This is a genomic window from Pseudanabaena sp. CCNP1317 (genome assembly GCF_034931345.1).
GTDB classification, from domain to species: domain Bacteria; phylum Cyanobacteriota; class Cyanobacteriia; order Pseudanabaenales; family Pseudanabaenaceae; genus Pseudanabaena; species Pseudanabaena galeata.
Genome location: NZ_JAYGIF010000112.1, coordinates 1 through 19,148, shown reverse-complemented (window position 1 = coordinate 19,148; position 19,148 = coordinate 1). Strand labels below are relative to the sequence as shown.

General features: G+C 40.7%; 19 protein-coding genes and 1 pseudogene. 11 read left to right on the top strand and 9 right to left on the bottom strand.

Annotated features, from left to right (window positions below; genetic code table 11):
* Nucleotides 1-111 precede the first annotated feature (111 nt).
* From VB775_RS20680 to VB775_RS20665, 4 genes are all read right to left on the bottom strand, one after another.
* Nucleotides 112-693 carry a hypothetical protein gene (locus VB775_RS20680; protein ID WP_281008569.1) on the bottom strand — a complete coding sequence of 194 codons (582 nt, stop codon included), beginning with the start codon at nt 691-693 and terminating at the stop codon, nt 112-114.
* Nucleotides 690-1,067, bottom strand: coding sequence for a response regulator (locus VB775_RS20675; RefSeq protein WP_281008568.1), 378 nt, complete (start codon nt 1,065-1,067; stop codon nt 690-692). The genes VB775_RS20680 and VB775_RS20675 overlap by 4 nt, the downstream gene beginning before the upstream one ends.
* A 129-nt stretch (nt 1,068-1,196) precedes the next feature.
* Nucleotides 1,197-2,411 carry a response regulator gene (locus VB775_RS20670; RefSeq protein WP_323216931.1) on the bottom strand — a complete coding sequence of 405 codons (1,215 nt, stop codon included), beginning with the start codon at nt 2,409-2,411 and terminating at the stop codon, nt 1,197-1,199.
* 376 nt (nt 2,412-2,787) lie between these two features.
* Nucleotides 2,788-4,008 carry a response regulator gene (locus tag VB775_RS20665; protein ID WP_281008566.1) on the bottom strand — a complete coding sequence of 407 codons (1,221 nt, stop codon included), beginning with the start codon at nt 4,006-4,008 and terminating at the stop codon, nt 2,788-2,790.
* A gap of 23 nt (nt 4,009-4,031) precedes the next feature.
* On the opposite strand from VB775_RS20665, the gene VB775_RS20660 reads away from it, so the two are divergent.
* The gene (locus VB775_RS20660; RefSeq protein WP_323216930.1) at nt 4,032-4,937 is read left to right on the top strand and encodes an alpha/beta hydrolase; all 906 of its coding nucleotides are present in this window, start codon (nt 4,032-4,034) and stop codon (nt 4,935-4,937) included.
* A 197-nt stretch (nt 4,938-5,134) separates the two neighbouring features.
* Complete coding sequence (locus VB775_RS20655; RefSeq protein ID WP_323216929.1) at nt 5,135-7,411, top strand: NACHT domain-containing protein; 2,277 nt, start codon at nt 5,135-5,137, stop codon at nt 7,409-7,411.
* Nucleotides 7,412-7,578: 167 nt separating this feature from the next.
* Here the strand turns inward: VB775_RS20655 and gltX are convergent, their stop codons facing one another.
* The 3 genes from gltX to VB775_RS20640 all read right to left on the bottom strand — a co-directional run bounded on the left by gltX (nt 7,579) and on the right by VB775_RS20640 (nt 10,234).
* Nucleotides 7,579-9,015, bottom strand: a complete 1,437-nt coding sequence (gene gltX / locus VB775_RS20650; protein WP_281008564.1) for a glutamate--tRNA ligase — start codon at nt 9,013-9,015, stop codon at nt 7,579-7,581.
* Nucleotides 9,016-9,183: 168 nt separating this feature from the next.
* The gene (locus VB775_RS20645) at nt 9,184-9,873 is read right to left on the bottom strand and encodes a hypothetical protein (protein ID WP_281008563.1); all 690 of its coding nucleotides are present in this window, start codon (nt 9,871-9,873) and stop codon (nt 9,184-9,186) included.
* Between the two features lie 4 nt (nt 9,874-9,877).
* Nucleotides 9,878-10,234 (bottom strand): hypothetical protein, encoded by a 357-nt coding sequence (locus VB775_RS20640; RefSeq protein ID WP_281008562.1) that lies wholly within the window; start codon nt 10,232-10,234, stop codon nt 9,878-9,880.
* Between the two features lie 120 nt (nt 10,235-10,354).
* Here VB775_RS20640 and VB775_RS20635 point away from each other — a divergent pair, with 120 nt between their 5' ends.
* The 8 genes from VB775_RS20635 to VB775_RS20600 all read left to right on the top strand — a co-directional run bounded on the left by VB775_RS20635 (nt 10,355) and on the right by VB775_RS20600 (nt 17,279).
* A complete protein-coding gene (locus VB775_RS20635) occupies nt 10,355-10,696 on the top strand; it encodes a type II toxin-antitoxin system RelE/ParE family toxin (RefSeq protein WP_281008561.1) in 342 nt (113 codons plus the stop codon).
* Nucleotides 10,671-10,958 (top strand): DNA-binding protein, encoded by a 288-nt coding sequence (locus VB775_RS20630; protein ID WP_281008560.1) that lies wholly within the window; start codon nt 10,671-10,673, stop codon nt 10,956-10,958. Before VB775_RS20635 ends, VB775_RS20630 begins: the two co-directional genes overlap by 26 nt.
* Before the next feature lie 24 nt (nt 10,959-10,982).
* Nucleotides 10,983-14,804 (top strand): Eco57I restriction-modification methylase domain-containing protein, encoded by a 3,822-nt coding sequence (locus VB775_RS20625; protein WP_281008559.1) that lies wholly within the window; start codon nt 10,983-10,985, stop codon nt 14,802-14,804.
* Nucleotides 14,794-14,967: a hypothetical protein gene (locus tag VB775_RS20620; protein ID WP_281008558.1), complete on the top strand. Its 174-nt coding sequence runs from the start codon at nt 14,794-14,796 to the stop codon at nt 14,965-14,967. The genes VB775_RS20625 and VB775_RS20620 overlap by 11 nt, the downstream gene beginning before the upstream one ends.
* A gap of 15 nt (nt 14,968-14,982) precedes the next feature.
* Nucleotides 14,983-15,285 (top strand): hypothetical protein, encoded by a 303-nt coding sequence (locus VB775_RS20615; RefSeq protein ID WP_281008557.1) that lies wholly within the window; start codon nt 14,983-14,985, stop codon nt 15,283-15,285.
* A complete protein-coding gene (locus VB775_RS20610; protein ID WP_281008556.1) occupies nt 15,275-15,823 on the top strand; it encodes an HNH endonuclease in 549 nt (182 codons plus the stop codon). The genes VB775_RS20615 and VB775_RS20610 overlap by 11 nt, the downstream gene beginning before the upstream one ends.
* 142 nt (nt 15,824-15,965) lie before the next feature.
* Nucleotides 15,966-16,178, top strand: coding sequence for a hypothetical protein (locus VB775_RS20605; RefSeq protein ID WP_094530012.1), 213 nt, complete (start codon nt 15,966-15,968; stop codon nt 16,176-16,178).
* 3 nt (nt 16,179-16,181) lie between these two features.
* Nucleotides 16,182-17,279 carry a DNA polymerase beta superfamily protein gene (locus VB775_RS20600; protein WP_281008555.1) on the top strand — a complete coding sequence of 366 codons (1,098 nt, stop codon included), beginning with the start codon at nt 16,182-16,184 and terminating at the stop codon, nt 17,277-17,279.
* Here VB775_RS20600 and VB775_RS20595 read toward each other — a convergent pair whose 3' ends face one another.
* A complete protein-coding gene (locus VB775_RS20595; protein WP_281008554.1) occupies nt 17,280-17,432 on the bottom strand; it encodes a hypothetical protein in 153 nt (50 codons plus the stop codon).
* A gap of 94 nt (nt 17,433-17,526) precedes the next feature.
* Here VB775_RS20595 and VB775_RS20590 point away from each other — a divergent pair, with 94 nt between their 5' ends.
* Nucleotides 17,527-18,915 (top strand): dihydroorotase, encoded by a 1,389-nt coding sequence (locus VB775_RS20590; RefSeq protein ID WP_281008553.1) that lies wholly within the window; start codon nt 17,527-17,529, stop codon nt 18,913-18,915.
* Between the two features lie 94 nt (nt 18,916-19,009).
* Here the strand turns inward: VB775_RS20590 and VB775_RS20585 are convergent.
* Nucleotides 19,010-19,148, bottom strand: a pseudogene (locus VB775_RS20585) (IS982 family transposase); the annotation flags it as partial.

The following is a 19,148-nucleotide window of genomic DNA, read 5'->3' as shown; positions in this document are numbered from 1 at the left end:
AGGATCGTAGCATTTTTGTGAGAATCATCCTACACTATACTTGCCACAATCATGTAAATCATGTAGCCAAATAGGTATGTCTTCACCTGTACATATAGCAATTACTTAGCTTTAGCTAGAAATCTGCCAGCGTTGTGGTTGCCAAATATCAGTAGGAATACTCGATAGGATAATTTCAATGGGAGTATACTCGTTCTCCTTAATATACGCTACTGTTTGGTTTACTTTTTTTGGAGCGTTCTTGATAGAATCGGTAAAGCTAAGGGATGGGAGCGTTGGATCAACTGAGTCCGATGCTTGTACATCTAGCTCTTGATACTCATTAATAGTGAGACTATTGACTACGCGATCCACGATTATCCCGACCCCACCAAGATTTTTATTGCCCAAATTATCGGCAAGTTTACTTAACCTCACCACTGTTAGAGATTCAGTAATTAAAGTGCGTTGCTCCCCCATTAACAATCTTAATAATAGTAAAGGCATCACAGTTGCTTGGTGATGGGTTACACCAATTATTGCCGTTTCGTAAAAGGGCAAAACTAAAATGGACTTGCGTTCGAGAATGATAATTTCTGATATTAGAACATCAGGAAAAGTAACTGAGCGATCGCCAACTTTTGCCACAATATATCGATTACTTGGTGCAACTTGAAGATCAAGTAAGTTCTCTGTGTTGGCAGGAATGCTCATTTCACACGTTGTGGTAATTTCTTCAAGACTTCAGACAGTGACTCACGACTAACGGGCTTAGGTAGATAGTCATTAGCTTTGGCTCGTTTTAAACCATAGTCAATTTCCAGTTTGGTACTTTTGGTTGAGCATAAAATCACGTACTGATCGGCAAGCTGCTGATGCGATCGCAGTTCTCGCAAAAACTTATAACCATCTTGTTCAGGCAAAACAATATCCAAAAAAATAGCTGTGTAGGAATTGTTGATGATTTTATCCAAAGCGCCAATAGTTGATTCGCAAAAATCTACAGAATGGCCAAGATCCTTCAAAAAAGAAGTTAATAAATGTCTTTGAATTGCGGAATCGTCAATTATTAGAAAATGCTCACTCATGATTTTCATCCTATATTTTGTACAGTTAATTAAATGCTGCTACTCATGCTTAATTTGAAAATGAATATACCCCCCACATTCTTGATTAATCACAAGTTTAACTTTATAAAATCGATATAAATCCCGCTCCTAGACTAATGTATCCGTCGATAAAGGTGCAAGTTCTCTCAATAAGTTACGCAATTCGTCGCGAAATTTAGGTGTATCTGACGACGATCTTGGCTTGGCGAGAAAACGACAATTTGCCCACCTTGCCCTAAAGTTATTAGTCATACTATTTTCAGCAGTAACTAACACTAAAGATAGTGAAGCTAATTCACGCTGGCGACGAATTTGTTTGATCAAATCAAATCCATTTAAGCTAGGCATATTAATATCAATAAATACAATCGTCGGCTTGTATTCTAAGATTCTGTCGGTTGCGGTTTCTGCATGATCGGTTAAGTCAACTTGATAACCCCAGCTAATCAGCAAACGTTGCATTTGTTGCAGTAAAACAGGTGAGTCATCTACAATAAAAACTCTAGGTTCATCCTTAGGGGCAGATGGGGCATTAGCCTGGATACGTGCACCAATGTCACTGTCGGATTTTCGCTCCTGTAGAGGCACAATTGACACAATATTTTTTTGAGCTAACTTGTCTAGCAATAATGCCGTGCGATAAATCGGCTGCTTAAAGGTATCGGCGATCGCAGAGATACGATCCTGCCCCGTTGTGACCTTGGCAAAAAGTGGAAAATTATCATTGCCCACCCTTGCTAGTAAATTAGCCGCATCAACGAGTTGCACTAATTGATATGGATGTTTGACACAATCAAATTTTTGCCATTGCCTCACTTCGTTAGCGATGGTATTTTCTAGTAACGATAGCTGCCAAATCGGTAGATGTATTTGCAGATCATTAGCTGGTTTCCACACAAATGAAAAACTATCTTCTAGGTGCAATGACAATAGGTTTTCTAAGATCACCTCTTTTAAAACTTCCTTGGTAATTTCAGGATGTTTTTTATAAACATTGTTCACAAAAGGGTAACAGTAAGGACGATTGCTTTGGCGTTGTTCCCATTCAGGAATGCGTGAAAAATTAATACCTTTACTATTATATTTGCGAACCAATGTTGGGATGACTTGACCTTCTTCTTCTGCTAATACTAACCCTCCACCCGTGAGTAATAATTTCCACCGATGATATTTTGTCTCTACGCAGATTACTCCTGTAGAACGACTCATGACACGCATAGCTGCTAACAGAATGTGTAATGTGGCATTCCTCACTACCTGTCCGTCTGTCAAGTTATTAGACACAAGGTCTGAGTTAGGCAAGGAACCTGTCATAGCAATCATGTTTTTTGACTGGGAGGCACTTGGATGGGAAAAATACTATAAATATTACAAAAAACGGATCACTTTATTATAGATCGTAGCAACTAGAGAGAAATTCGATTGGTTGTCTCAGATACATTATCTCAAATTGTATTCAGGTTAGCACCGTATCGTCTGTAAGCAATTCTACTTAGTTATAGCTTGCCATTCACTCCATCGCAATTCTAATTATAAAAATCGTTTTTTTTGAAAGCCCGCCGACGGCGGGCTTTCAAAAAACCGATTTTGGTGTTTCCAGCGCCTTCGGCGCTGGAAACACCAAAATCGGTTTCATAATGAGAATTGCTGCTTACTCCTCATAAGAGTAGTGGTGCTTTGTGCCGCCACTCTTATGTATCTATGATGATGGGGCGATCAAATCTTGCAAAATCGCCCGAACTTGCTCACGAAATTCTTGAATATCATTGGTGGTGCGCGGTTTACTTAAAAACCGACAATTTGCCCATTTTGCGCGAAAGTTGTTAGTGATCGTATTTTCGGATGTGACTAAAACCAAAGGGATGCCAGCTAATGATGGTTGACGACGAATTTGTTTAATCAGTTCAAACCCATTTAAGTTAGGCATGTTTATATCCATAAATACAATGTTGGGTTTTTCTGACAACATTTGCTTAGTCGCGTTAGCGGAGTCACTGACTAGGCTTAATTGATATCCCCAACTTGTGAGTAAATTGCCAAATTGCTTTAACAACACAGGGGAATCATCAACGATCATCACTTTGGGGCGCGATCGCGTTTCTACTATTTCATCAAGGTTTAACCCCTCATTTGCATCGGAGCCGCTTAATGTTAATGGCAAGATAGCCACGGTGCGATTTTCAGCTAGTTTATCGAGTTTGAGAGCAGTGCGAGTGATATGTTGTTGAAAGCGATCAGCAATTTCACTAATCCGATACTTCCCATTGGTGACTTGGGTAAACAGTGGCACTTGGGCGATGCTACATTCGGGATCTAGTAGTTGTACTGTTTGGTAGGGATGACGAACATAAGCAAAGGTGCGCCATTGAGCAGTTGCTTTAGCGATCGCTTTTTCGAGGTCGGGTAATTGCCAAATTGGCAGAATAATTTGGGGATCTAATGGCAAGTGCTTCCATATTAGGGAAAACTTTTTCTCTAAAGAAATTGCTAAAAAGTTTTCTAATAATATTTCTTTAAAAATTGATAGACAATTTTCCCGATCTTGGGCATAAATTTTACCTAGTAAACTATACGTATCAATACTATTAATTGGCTTATTGGCATTACTACGCAAAAGATCTTGCGAAATATGAACTTTTTGGATTTTTAATTTGCGATTTAATGTGGGTAAAAATTCATTTTTGTCTTCAATAAAAGCGATACTCCCATCGTTAATAAATACTTTCCAACTGAAATGAGGTGTTTGAATATTGGCAATCCCTGTATGGTTTTTGAGTAATCGCAACATTCCTATGAGACTTTCATAAGTTAAGTTAGCGATAACTTCACCAACTGGGATGATATTGATTGGTTGATTTTGACTAACGCTTTTATCTATTGGGAGCTTGGAAGCGTCGTTCTCTTGTAAAGTCTGCGCCATTGTCAAGTTAAGGTAAGTAAGACTTGATTTATTTCAAATTCAAATGTATTTCTAATGTATTTCTAATGAGTAGCGATCGCAAATTAAAAGTTTTATGCTTGCACGGACACCCCGGAAATAGCGAAGCAATGCAGATATTCGCGCAACATTTTCATGATCGAGGTGTTAGGGCGATTTCGCCTGACTTGCGTGGTTATGGAAATTGTAAGGCAATTGCGACTTTCACAATGTTAGATCACATACAAGATCTGTGGGATCTTTTGGAAAGTGATCATCAATCAGCGCAGCAAGATGCATTAAACGATCAGTCATCTACGGAATATCTGATTTTAGGATGGTCTTTAGGTGGGATTTTAGCGATAGAGTTGACACTTCGGGCGATGGAGTTCCGAGGTTCATCGCAAAATAACTTCAGTCCCAAGATTATCGGTTTAGTTTTAATAGCCACGGCTGCCAAGCCCCGCAGTAGCTTACCCAAAATCGCTTGGTGGGAATATGTCAATTTAGTAATCGCCGTTGGGTTGCATTGGATTTTGCCAAAGCGTCGATGGCATATTGAATGGTTTGGTAAGCGATCGCTGATCAAATATTTGATTCAGCAACATACAAAGTCAGCCTACGATCAAATTTCTCATACTGGGGCAAAAGCCTATTTACAAACCTCGCGCTATGCCCAAAGAGCCTTAATGCAAGCGCTGCGACAGGGATATGATCGCACTAATGATTTATCTAAAATTCAAGTTCCTTGTCTAGCGATCGCGGCTGAGCAAGATCGACATATTACGGCTGCATCAACCCTAGAGACAGCAAAACTATTACCTAATTGCGAATTTATTTGTTATCCAAATACAGCTCATTTATTGCCTTGGGAAATTGGCGATCGCTTACTAACAGATATTGATACATGGTGCGATCGGCATTTATCATAGGTAAAGCGGCATAGCCGCTTTGCATTTTACAGCGTTTATCACTTAAACCCAAACCAAGAAGATTTTTGAAAGCGTTGCTTTGCAACGCTTTCAAAAATCTTCTTTTGGTTCGTTTAAGTGCTAAACGCTGTAGTACTAAACCTGTTGGCTTGCTAAAACTTCTACAACTTATGTTTCCCCAAAAATTTCTGATGCGAATGGCGCAAACCCATCAGCTTTCTGCCGATCAGGAAAGTGTTTTCCTATTAAGATTTGGGGAAAATCGCGAAGATCGCGAAGTTGCTAGTTTTTTGGGTATTTCTGAAGAAGCCTATCGCAAACGCATGGGAGAAATTTATCGGAAGTTTGACATCAGTGGTAAGGGACCTGGTAAAAATAATCGCCTCTTGCATATTTTGCAAAATTATCTAGATGCCGAAACCAGTCCACAGAGTGAACAAACCTTATTGCTTGGTAACCAAGCTCCATCTACTCAGGGTGTTGTTTCCTTAGATATTGATATCGAAGAACTGGTGCAGCAACTGCGCTATCGCAGTCGCCAGATTATCCAAGAACGCTGTGCCACCATGCGAGTTTTAGATATGTCGCACCCGATTGATCTGGAAAACATTTATACAGGAACTGATGTTCTCGAAAAAATTACAAGCCGTCGACGTTTAGGAATTGCGGATTTACTGGCTACCTATCATGGACGCGATCGCATTGAAATGGGCGTGATTAATGAAGATCGTGTGTCGAGCATAGAGGCTTTAAATCGTTATCGCAAACTGATGTTGCTAGGCAAACCGGGGGCAGGCAAAACGACGCTGTTAAAATATACCGCCTTGAAATGTTCGCAAGGTGAGATTTTTGGCGATTTAGTACCGATTTTTGTGACATTGCGTCAGTATGCAGGCGTGGAAATTCAGCCAAGGCTAATAGATTATATTGCCCAAGACTTTCATGCTTATAACATTGGTGATGAGCTAACGATTAAACAACTTTTACAACATGGACGAGCGATTCTATTTTGGGATGGACTGGATGAAGTTCGCGAAGATGATTTGCATCGTGTTCTCGAAGATCTGCGGAGTTTCTCAGAGCAGTACTATAGCAATCGCTTCGTAATTACAAGTCGATTGGGAGCGCAGGAATATGTATTTGAGAAGTTTACGGAAGTTGAGGTGGCGAACTTCCGACCATTGCAGATTTCTCAGTTTGCTCAGCGTTGGTTTGCTGGTAATTCCCGACATATTGAGCTTTTTCTGCGAAAAGTCGAAGACAATCGCCCTATTCAAGAATTGGCGACAAATCCTTTACTGCTCACGCTCCTATGTTTAGTATTTGATGAATTTGGTGATTTCCCCACCAATCGTTCGGAACTCTATCGCGAGGGGTTAGATGTATTGCTCAAAAAATGGGATGCCAAACGCAATATCGAACGACATCAGATTTACAAAAATCTATCGATGCAACGGAAAGAAGATCTCTTGGCGCAGGTTGCTTGTACAACCTTTTATCAAGGTGATTATTTCTTTCGGCAAGTCGATCTGGAACGTTATATCACCGATTACATTCGCAATTTGCCTAAGGCGCATATCGATGAGGAGGCGTTGCAACTAGATAGTGAAGCAATTATCAAAGCGATAGAATCTCAACATGGATTGTTTGTGGAACGTGCTAAGGGAATTTATTCTTTTTCGCATTTAACTTTTCAGGAATATCTAGCGGCGCGGGAGCTTGTTTACAATGGCAATCAAGATACGCTGACCTTGCTAGCGAGTAAAATCACCGATCACCGTTGGCATGACATTTTGCGTCTGGCGGTGGGGATGATGCGATCGGCTGATGAATTATTACAGTTAATGAAAGAGCAATGCGATCGCCTGATAGCTGGAGATCAACAATTACAAGGCTTGTTGCAATGGGTCAAACTAAAAGCGGAAACTTCTCAAGTTCCCGATCGCCTTCAGTCGGTACGCGCTTTCTATTTGACACTGGGCAGAGCGATCGCTCAGAGCGATCCGATTAATTTGGCAAACGTATTAACGAGAACTCTCGTACTTGACCTTGATCTCTGTCAAAATCGCAATCTCAATCTTGATCTAGCCTTTGATTTGGCGCGGGCGTTAGAAACTAAAGATGGAGAAGATCTGGGTCTTGATCTTGATCTTGATCTTAGTCTAGCTCTAGAGTACGCCCAAGAGATGCAAGAACCTCACTTAGCAAATGCTTTAACAGAGTTAATTGCTAACTGTCCTGACGATGCTGATAGTGATGTGCAATGGCAACTTTGGGCAAATGATTTACGTCTACAGACCGTCAATCATCGTAACATTGGTCAAAGCTGGGACTTCACCCCCCATCAAATAGAACTTCTACGTCAATACTGTAATGCTAATCGTCTATTAGTCGAATGCCTCGAAAGTGATTGCTATATCCGTCAATCGGTCAGACAGGCGATCGAGCAAAGTTTGCTATTACCTGTTACTTAATCACTGATATTACGTGGAATTTAGATGATGAATCTCTTGCTGCTAGCATGACAGGGCAACCACGGGGGGATTGCCCCTACCTATAAATTTTAGATCTTGTAGGGGCTGCGCCCCCGTGCCAGCCCTAGGCTTACGCGATCACAAGAATTCCTTCCACGTAACATCAGTTATACAGTTAAGGCGCGTTGTAAACGGGACAATGCTAAACCTTTACGCTGAAGTAGTACAAACGAGGGCAAGATTTCTGGCCCATGCAGATCGCCTGTGAGGGAAGCCCTTAGAGACTTCATCACAACTCCTTTCTTGACACCTTGAGACTTAGTGACTGTTTTAATTACTTCGCCAGCACTATCAGCGTCAAGATCCGTAGTTTCTTTGAGCGCTTCAATGAGAGCGGTAATGATACCTGCGATCGCATCACCTTGTAGTGTAGCCTTCGCTTCATCGGTATAGTCTTCAAACTCAGTGAAGAAGAACTTGCTAATCGTGGCGGCATCGGTCAAGAGGGTTAAACTTGGTGCGATTAGTTTAGTCAAGTCGAGCAACCATTGGCGATCGACAGATGCTAAATCATAGCCAGCTTCCTTGAGAAATGGAGTTAGGCGATCGCATACGTCTTCTGTTGGTAAAGAATGCAAATATTGGCTATTAATCCAATTGAGTTTATCCCAATCAAATTTTGCTCCTGCCTTATTGACGCGATCGAAGCTGAAGATTTGGGATGCTTCTTGGAGGGTGAAGAGTTCCTTGCCATCGCTAGGTGACCAACCGAGCAGAGCCATGTAGTTATTGAATGCTTCAGGAATATAGCCCATATTCCGAAATTCCCAAACGGAAGTTGCGCCATCACGTTTGGAGATTTTTGCGCCTTGCTGATTAAGAATTAGTGGCGTATGACCAAACTGCGGTGGTGTTGCTCCTAATGCTTCATAAATGAGAATTTGCTTGGCGGTGTTAGCAATATGATCTTCTCCACGAATAACTTGGGTGATCTCCATATCGATGTCATCGACAACTACGGCAAAGTTATACAGTGGCAAGCCGATATTGCCTTGCTCATCAACACGGGCAATGACCATATCACCACCAAGATCGCTGCTGCTCCATGAGACATTGCCGCGTACTAGGTCATTCCATGCAACTGTGCGTGGTTCCTCAATGATGAAGCGAACTACGGGGCGACGACCTTCGGCTTCAAAGGCTTGACGTTGCTCGTCGGTAAGATTGCGATGGCGATTGTCGTAGCGTGGTGCTTGTTTGTTGGCTTTTTGAGCCTCACGCATTGTCTCTAGCTCAGCTTCGGTGCAGTAGCAAAAGTAGGCTTTTTTCTCGGCTAAAAGTTTATGTACGGTGGCAATATAGCGATCGCTACGTTGTGTTTGAAAAAATGGCCCCTCATCAAAGTCAATCCCCAACCAAGCCAAGCCTTCTAAGATATTTTGGGTATATTCATCCTTAGATCTTTCGCGATCGGTGTCTTCGACTCTGAGGATAAATGTCCCGCCTTGGTTACGGGCATACAGCCAGTTAAATACGGCGGTACGGGCTGTGCCGATGTGTAAGTTACCCGTTGGGCTTGGTGCAATACGAACTCGAACAGACATGAATTTGTAAACGTTATAAAATCCAATTATCTCTCATATCACGCAACGGTGGCTAAATAAAGCTGAAAGAGTAAAGGCTCAGATCTCCAACTTTTTTTGTGATTAGCAGAATTGTTCTGTAATAGCAAAGAAAAAGTCGGAGATCTTGATCGCTTTGCAACATAAAATTCATGCTGTCAATCTTGCGGTTGAGAACAAATCGGAGCCTGTGAGATCGATCGCTTGATCGTAGCGGTTAATCAGTTTTTGAATCATTTCGAGATTTCGATGGATTGTTCCTGTTTCATCGCCTTGGAGGTCGGGATAGGTGCTTTTGAGATTGGGAATGGTGGAACTGAGAATATTGTGACTGCCGACATAGGCGAATTGACGATCGCAGACAAAGTATTTGCTATGTCCGCCTGTGAGTTTGAGGTGGAGGCGATCGCTGTAGCTTTTTTGCAGTTGGAAGAGTTTGGACATGGCGCTATAGCGATATTGTCCTTCGGCGGCGAAGGTGAGGTTGCCGTGACGGTCTTGTTTGATGACAGTGCCGATGTCGTATTGGTAGCCCCAGCCGAGATCGATCTGTACGCCTTGGTCGAGGGCATAGTTGAGCCGTAGCATCAGGTCGTTGTCGATGGCGCGATCGCTTGCCCAAGGACATTTGATCACGACTCGTTCTTTGGCTTCTTCGAGGGCTTTGAAGAGATGGAACCGTCCGCCAGTTCTTTCAAAGACAATTTCGGTTTCGGGTTGAGTTTGCAGCAATCCTAATTGTTCGAGAAATTTTTGCGGCGGGAGATTGTATTTGTCGATCATGGTTTGGGCTTGTTTGAGCAGTTGGGAGATGGCTCTGAGGTCTTTGGAGTTTTGCATAGGTTTATTTTCTGGCTTTGCGTTTGCTGTCGAAGTTCCAATAGGTGGTGAGGATTTGGAGGGTTTGCAGGTCTGGTAAACAGATGACTTGCAATCCTCTGAGGGTGTCGGTGAATTTGGCGTAGGGACTGGTTTTGAGTTGGCGATCGCTTAATGTGTAGACGATCGCGCCGTGCCGATCGCTGCGTTGTTGTCCGTAGGCGATCGCGACGCGGATCATGTCGTTGCTAATGGCGCGTTGTTGTTGGCGGCGTTGGAGGTGGTTGAGGTCTTTGGGTTTGCGGATGGGGGTAAGGGCGATCGCTTGATCGAGGAGTTCATCGGTTGCGGCGATCTGTTGGATTTGTTTGTGGGTGTTCATAACTAAGTTGAGTTCGATGTGCTTAACTTAGCGTTTGTAATTGTGGAAGTGAAGGACATTTGAGGGAAGATAATATCTGTCTTAAATGTCGTTATCTGTCCCCACTCAAGCATTTATTTTATGGAGTCACAACCCAAGAAAATTCGTGAATATGCAAGGTCTGATGGCTCGCGTCCTTTTACTCAGTGGCTTGATGGCTTACGCGATCGCGTGGCACAGGATAAAATAGCGGCTAGACTTAAAAGAGTAACGCTGGGAAATTTAGGCAATTACAGATCTGCTGGTGAGGGTGTATGCGAACTCAAGATCGATTATGGTGCGGGTTATCGGGTTTATTTTGGGCAAGTTGGCTCTGTGGTGGTGCTGTTGCTGTGTGGTGGTGATAAGAGTACGCAGGATCGAGATATTAAGTTAGCTAAGGAGTATTGGAGAGACTATGCAAAGCGTGAAGGTTCCGACTAGTAGAGATTATCAAGAGTATTTAGTTAATTCGCTCAAAGATCCTGAAAGGGCGGCTGGCTATATTGCGGCAATTTTGGAGGAATCCGATCCTGAGCCTGAGTTGTTGGCTTCGGCGCTTGATGATGTGGCGATCGCATTAGGTGATGATTGCGATCGGCAATGGGTGAAAGATTTTGGCGCAAGTGATAAAAGTCAAGCGGTGTATGAGTTGGCGGCGTGGTTGGATAGTTTGGGACTACAATTGACTGTAACAGTTAAATAAAATCAACTCAACACACAAAGCAGCATGAATACGTTTGAAGAGTTTGCAGCTAATTTTTTTGAAATATTTACTAGCAATAATTTTTATGATGGTAAAACTTACTTAGAATACGTTGCAGAGCCTCAAACTAATGATGAAGCAAACATTGTTGATGCAAAGATTATCGATCCTTTAATTAAGGCTTTGGGTTTTGAGTCTGGGCATATTACCCAAAATCAAACAGGTGGAACCAAAGATAGTTCCCGACCCGACTTTCAAGTGAAATTATCGGATGATTGTCGATGCTTTTTAGTCGAAGACAAGCATACTGCCTATGACCTAAGAAAATCTGCTCCTCTAAAGCAATTGGCAACTTATGCAACTAGCCGAGGCTATAGCTTGGGTTTAGTCTGTAATGGCAAATTGCTGCTAGGTTGGGATTTGTCAAATCCTAGTTATTCGACTCCAGTTTTACATTTAGATATTCAACAAGTTGTACAAACTTTTGTCGAAGGAGGGATTGTAGCTTTAACTTTTGAACAACAGCAAGCACTTAACGGTTTATTTCGGAGATTTCATAGGCAAAATTTTGAAGGAATTAACAGGAAGATTGATAAGATTTGCCGCCCGATAGAAGAATGGGAAATAGAAGCCCATTCTCAATCGAACAATTCCAATTTTGATGAGCTTTTAATTAGTGACTTAAAAAAGGCGATCGCTTTACTAGAAGGTGATGTTTTATATCAACTAGAATTACTTTTAGGTGAATATGAAGATTATATTAAGTCAACCTATTTAGTTAATGGGAATGGCAATAGCAAAGACAATGAAGAACTAACTACATCTCAAGTTATTACAAGATTACACAAAGAAATTCTTAATTATTTAAGAGTATCTGGTTTAGCAGAAGTTGATGATTATTCTTGGGCAGATAAAAAATTACTTGAATATGCTCAAAATCCTAGCGGTACAATTAGTTTATTAGGTGAAAAGTTTTTGGCAAGACTGAAAGAGGCTGAGCAAAAACGAGAATCTCTACCCAACAATTCAGGCAAGAGTCTTAAAGCCGATCAGTTAGATTTACTATCACCAATTTCTGAATCGAAACAAAAAGAGCTAGGTATTAAAATCAAACCACAGCGTAAAATCACAAAACTAGATGCCAAACTAGTGGAGAAGTTAGAAGAATATCAAGATACAGTAATTAGTTGGCAAGCTTGGCAAGCTCAGCAAAGTATTAAATATGAGCGAGCGATTAAAGCACATCAGTTTTTCAATTCTTGGAAAGACTTAGTTACGAAAACAATTTTTCAAGATGCTGATGAATTGAAATTAAAAACTGAATTTGCCCGTCAGACTGCCTATGTATATGTAATTAGGCTATTGATGGTGAGAATTTGTGAAGATAAGGGTTTGATTAAACGTAAGTTTTCTAATGGCGGGTTTAAAAAATGGAAAGACGAAGTTGAACCACAATATTTAGACTTTGCCCGAGGAATGTCGATGGATTATCTCTTAGAAATGTCCTATCGATCTGCTCAAAGTATTTATGCCCATTTCTTTAGTAATGAAGATTTATTTAATTGGTATCATATGAATGCAAATACCTTAATTGAGGTTTTGTATATTCTGAATGATTTCAATTTAAAAAAAATTGACAGTGATATTATAGGCATGGTTTATAGTCGCTATGTTACAGCAGGAAAACATGAACAGGGAAGATATTTCACACCACAGAAAGTAGTGGAATATATTTTAGATACCATTGGTTATACTTCAGATAATCCTGCGGGTATTCGTAATAAGAAGATTTTAGATTTATCTGGTGGTTCAGGTAGTTTTTTAGTTCATGCGGCACAGCGATTGATTAAAAGCTATAAAAACCCCAAGATTAGTATTATTCCTAGAATCGTTCAACAGATTAAAGACTCATTATTTTGTATGGATATTAATCCATTTGCTTGTTATTTGGCTGAGACTAACTTATTAATTCAAGTCATTGATTTACTCAAACAGATTAAAGAATCAGGAGACTTACGAGACTGTTCTATAGATAGATTTAATGTTTACAATACGGATTCTCTTTTGTTGCCAAGAGTAGAAAATATTCGTTCAAATCTTCTCAATCCTGTTTTAGATCAAGAACTTTCGACTGTATCGCAGATAAAAAACCGTAGAGGTGAATTATTTTCTAATGGATTTGATTTTGTGGTTGGTAATCCTCCCTATGTCAAAGCTGATGAACCAAATGTTGATAAATACCGACGCACTATCGAGCAAAGTGGTAGATATGAAACTTTGCATGAAAAATGGGATTTATTTGTACCATTTGTAGAACTTTCTTGTAAATTAACTGCACCAAATGGCAAGCTTGGTTTAATTGTATCTAGAGGGATTCAATCAAATAATTATGCCGAAAAGCTTCGAGATTATCTAGCCAATTCTTTAACGATTACTCAAGTTGATTTTTTGAATAATATTAAGCTTTTTCCTGATGCTGTTGTACATAATACAATTTTCTTTTTGAAAAATGTAGAACCAAGTGATAGTCATCAAACGAAAAGATTATTACATGCAAGCTCTTTTGACAAAGTAGAAAATTTAGAATCTCTAGCTCAGAGTGAACATACTGCCAAAGTGTTTAAGCAATTTACAGTAACAAACACTTTTGAGAATATAACTGATTTAGAAGATATTTGTTATTGTTCTAAAGCGATGGTTCTACACTCTGAGCAAGGAGAATTTCGCAAAGATGATTTGTTGTCCGATACTCCAACAGATATTAATTTAAAAAAATATCTAGATGGAGAAAATATAATTGCCGAATTCTCTGTAGATAAAATTAGATATTTGGAATGGAATACAGAAAGAGTGCCTAGTAAAGTTAGTAGAATAACAATTCCTGAATTATATGATCTTCCTAAGATTTTATTTGGCATGACCTCTTTCCCAACTTATGATCGTGGAGCCACTGCTGGTGATGGTTTTTATGTCCCTGATAGTGTCAGAATTTGCGTCAAATGGGAAGACATTTATAAAATCAAAAGATTAGAAGATGAACCTAGGCAAATGTATGAATTCTCGAAAAAGTATCAGCGTACTTTAGGAGATGGACAAGGCAAAAAAGTTAAGATTTTTGATCGCGCTAAACAGCAAGCATCTTTATCGAAAAAATTTGACTTGCGCTATATCTCGGCAATCCTAGCGTCTAGCTTTGGTAAGAGATTTTTACTGGAAAATAACCGTGATGAAAATATTATGACGACCACTGTAGGAAAACCTGCGAAGAGTCGTATTTATCCAGATGATTTAAAAGAGTTTCCAATTAAAAATATCTCTTTAAAAAAACAACAGCCATTTATTGACTCAGTTGATAATTTGATTGCATGGAATTGGGAAATTCATGAGTTAGTGAATATAGGGCATAAAATTCAATTCAATTATAGAAATGACAGTATTAGAATAGAAGTTAATTTCTTTACGGTACTAGACTTAGTAAATCCTCCTAGTTGGGATTTTGTTAGTGCCGAATCAGTCAATTTTGAAGTGATTGGAGATTACAATCAGTTGATTTCTAAGGTGAAAGTTAATGATAATAAGCTTCTGCTAGGACGTACTGAGCTTTTACAATCAGATAGTCCTCTCGTATTAGAGTATCTGAAAAATTATTTACCTAAATTTGCAGATTGTGGATTTACTTGGCAGAGTTTATTGGATGAAGGAAGAATTCCTAGAACTGATGCTGATATTGCCAGAGTGTTTGCAGAATGCGATCGCCTAACCGCCGAAATTAAACAAAAAATTGAAGATATTCGAGATACATATCAAGAATTAGACCAAATGGTGAATAAGCTCTATGGAGTTTAAATGGATAAATGAATTAGCGATCGCCCTTTATGGCAAAAGTGCTAACGAGGCGATCGCGCAACTATGCCAAAGCCTAGTACCAATCCAAATACGCCCATTTACTGGAGGACAAACCACCCAAGAACTCATCAATCAAATCAAAGCTTGGCTATCTGAAATGTAAGACAGGAGAAATAAAATGAATACTTCAACAATTGCCCCAATTACCACATTACCCAAAAATCTTCCCCTTGATGGCGCGATCGCTATAACACTACAAGACGGAGTAATGATCTTTCGCGCATCGAAAAAGATCCAACAACGTATCGAGAACTTACTCGACAAACGCGAAGAAAACCCACTCACTGAAACAGAAGAACAAGAACTAGATGATTTTGCCGCGATCGATGACTATCTCAGCTTTGTAAATCGGATGATTCGCAATAACTTCTTACTCGAAAACATCGCCACAACTCAGCCAGAAATCCAACATGGCGCGTAACATAACCGAAACCATCAAAGCCCAAGTTCGAGATCGTGCAAACGGACTGTGCGAATACTGTCATGCTGTAGAAAAATGGCAATTCGTTCAATTCACCATAGATCATGTCCTGCCTAAATCTCAAGGAGGTAATGATAATCTTGATAACCTTGCCCTTGCTTGCTTCCATTGCAATCGCCAGAAGTACACAAAAAATACTGTGATCGATCCCGAAACAAAAATAGAAACTCCTCTATTTAATCCACGCAGCGATCGCTGGCAAGATCATTTTGTCTGGTCTAACGATAAACTGCGATTATTAGGCAATACACCAACAGGACGCGCCACTGTGAAAGCTTTAGACTGTAACCGCGATCGCCTAATCCCCAAAAACAACCCTTGGCAAACCCTCTGGAGTAGCCTCGATCTCTTCTCCGATGACTTTATGGAAACTAGAGAGCAACCTCACTTACTAGAATCCTCCTTAGCGAAAGACTGGCTTAGCGAAGAAGAAAATGAGGCATGGAAAGACTTAAATCGAATATTGCTCGTTCCCTAGAAGTTTATTGATATACCAATCAAATCAATTAAATAGAGGAACAATATGGACTACTTATATTAAAATAGCTAATTAGCCAATTGTCAAATTACGCACTTAGCTATGTTAGGATAACAACAATCCATTTATTGCTAAGTTAAAAATGGCGCAAACACAGAGAAAGCCTGTATATGTTCTGCCAGAACATCACGATATTCTAAGACGCATTGCCTATGAGCAGCGTTGTAATCTATCCGATGTCTTGGATGCTGTGCTAGAGAATGCTGATTGGGAAGTAATTGAAAGCAATGCTAGGAATAAACCTTTGCAAAGAGCTAATGAAAGAGGTAGTTCCTATACTATTGTCAAAAGATAAATTATGAAAAGACTAGAAGTTGAAACAAGAACAATTTTACTAGCTTTGACAGGCTCTAGGCTATATAGGGTTCACAATGAGAATAGCGACTATGACTACAAAGGAATCTGCATTCCCACGCTGCCTTATTTTATTGGCACACAGAACTTTGAGCAATTAGATAGTTTCTCTGACCCAAATTGTCTGTATTCAGCTTTGACCGATACCGATAGTAATATCTACAACATCAAAAAATTTTGTCATTTGGCAACACTCAACAATCCCAATATTCTTGAATTGTTATGGATAGATAGAAGTGACTATCTGATTCTAACTAGATTTGGCGAATCTTTAATTGAAATCCGTGATGCTTTTTTAAGCCAAAAAGTTTTCTATAGCTATTCTGGCTATGCTCACGCCCAAATAAAAAAGGTGCAGACCCACAGAAAATGGTTACTGCGGTATAAAGAAGACCCAGATTTTTTCTCGTTGCCACCAAACCCCAAAGACTACGGACTAGAGGAAAATCCCTTACGCAAAGAACAGTTAAATGCCTTTCTTGAGTTTCTCTATATTTTAATTAAGGATGCTAGCCAATATAGCGAAGTGGCTACCGAATTGCTAACCCATGTTGATTACAAGGGTTTACTCAAGCAATATCCATTAGCTGAAGAATTGCTTCCCGCAGTGCAGTACTACACGAGGTCAACCAATGAATTTATTACCTTGCTACACAATACTCAAACCTATCGACAAGCACTACAAGAATACGAAGCTTTCCAGTCATGGCGCAAAAATCGTAATTCCAAACGTGCAGAGATTGAGGAGAAGGTGGGATATGACAGCAAGCATTCTGGGCATTGCTATCGCCTCCTCAAATCTGGGATTGAGATTTTGAAGGGAGAGGGCGTGATTCCTAACCGAGAAATCACAGGTGATGCTCAATTTATCCGTCAAATCCGTAATGGCGAAGTACCCTATGACACCCTCATCGCTGAGGTCAGTAAGCTAGAGCAGGAGATGGAATCAGCGATGAAAAATACCAAACTCCCTAAATATCCCGACCAAAAGCTGATCGAAGAAAAGCAAATTGAGATTATTAAGGAGTATCTTAATTTTTAACTACTTCGTTTGGTGGCGCGGCTGCGCCGCACTACCGAAAATCTGGTTCTTTGCAACACAGCCTAAAGTTGTGGGAATTAAACGTAGGATGGGATCGCGTAACCCATCATTGTTGACTAATTGCTGGCTACTAATGGATGCTTTACGTTGCACTAACGCATCCTACATTTAAAGCTAATGGATGCGTTACGTTGCACTAACGCATCCTACAAGACACATTTAAAAGAATTTTATAAGGAATTTTATTTTGAGTATATTAATTAGACAAAGCACGATTATTTTGCCCGATCGCCAAACTTTAATTGGCGATGTATATATTCAACATGGCAAGATTGCAGCGATCGCCCCTTCCCTCAATCCCACTGAGCTAAGTACTGATGATCAGCCTTTAGAAATCATCGAAGCACAGGGTTTGACTTTGCTAGCGGGAGTCATCGATCCGCAAGTGCATTTTCGGGAACCAGGGTTAGAGCATAAAGAGGATTTGCGATCGGCGAGTCATGCCTGTGCGAAGGGTGGCGTGACTAGCTTTTTAGAAATGCCGAATACGCGCCCATTGACGATTACACAGGCGGCGTTGGATGACAAACTTAGTCGAGCGGCTAGCAAATGTGTAGTTAATTACGGCTTTTTTATTGGGGCGACAGGCGAAGTATTACCAGACTTGCTCTCGGCTAATCCTACCTGTGGCATCAAAATATTTATGGGATCGATGCATGGTGATTTGTTGATCGATCAAGAGGATCTGTTAGATAAGATTTTCTCGCAGGGCGATCGCCTAATCGCAGTTCATGCTGAGGATCAAGCCAGAATTGCTCAACGCCGCATTGAATTTGCCGATAGTAAAGATCCTGCTAAGCATTCCTTAATTCAGGACAATCAAGCGGCGCTCAATGCAACCAAACTAGCCGTAAAGCTTTCTAAAAAATATCAGCGACGGTTGCATATCTTGCATATGTCCACAGGGGAAGAGGCAGAATTTTTGCGTCAAGAAAAACCTGCATGGGTGACAGCCGAAGTGACACCGCAGCATTTGCTAATGAATATTGGGGCTTACGAGAAAATTGGCTCTCTAGCGCAAATGAATCCCCCCTTGCGATCGCCCCGCGATCAAGAAATATTGTGGCAAGCCCTGTTAGATGGTGTAATCGACTTTATTGCCACTGATCATGCGCCGCATACCTTAGTGGAAAAAGGACTAGCCGCCAGTGAAGATCATCAATCCAACCAATCCGAAAAATCCTCTAAGGAGACTGTATTGCTAGAGCCAGCTAATGTGCCATCAGGAATGCCAGGGGTAGAAACTTCTCTAGCGCTGATGTTGACGGAAGCAATGAAAGGACGTTGTACTGTGCATCAGGTCAGTGAATGGATGAGCAGAAATGTAGCTACAGGGTACAAAATCGCCAATAAAGGCGAGATTCGGATTGGTTGGGATGCTGATTTAGTATTAGTAGATCTTCTTAACTATAAACCTGTAAAAAATGAAGATTTGTTGACTAAATGTGGCTGGAGTTCCTTCGCTGGATGGGAACTCACAGGCTGGGCTGATACTACGATTGTCGGTGGTCAGGTCGTGTATGCTAATGGCAAAGTTAATCCTGATGTGCGTGGTCAAGCGTTGCAGTTTGGTTAGTAATGAGGCGGTGCAGAGCGCCGCCTCATTACTAACCAAACTAATTGAGTGGCGGCGCGGAGCGCCGCCACTCAATTAACGTGAGTTCGACGCACTAAAAGATGGCAGGAGGAAGAGCAGGCAAGCCTTTGAAGAGAAGATCTAAAGCAGGTTTAGTCTCTCGATATGTATAAGCAACCAACCCAGCTAAAAGGTTGACAAGAAAATTAAAAAAACTGCGATGTCTTGAATGC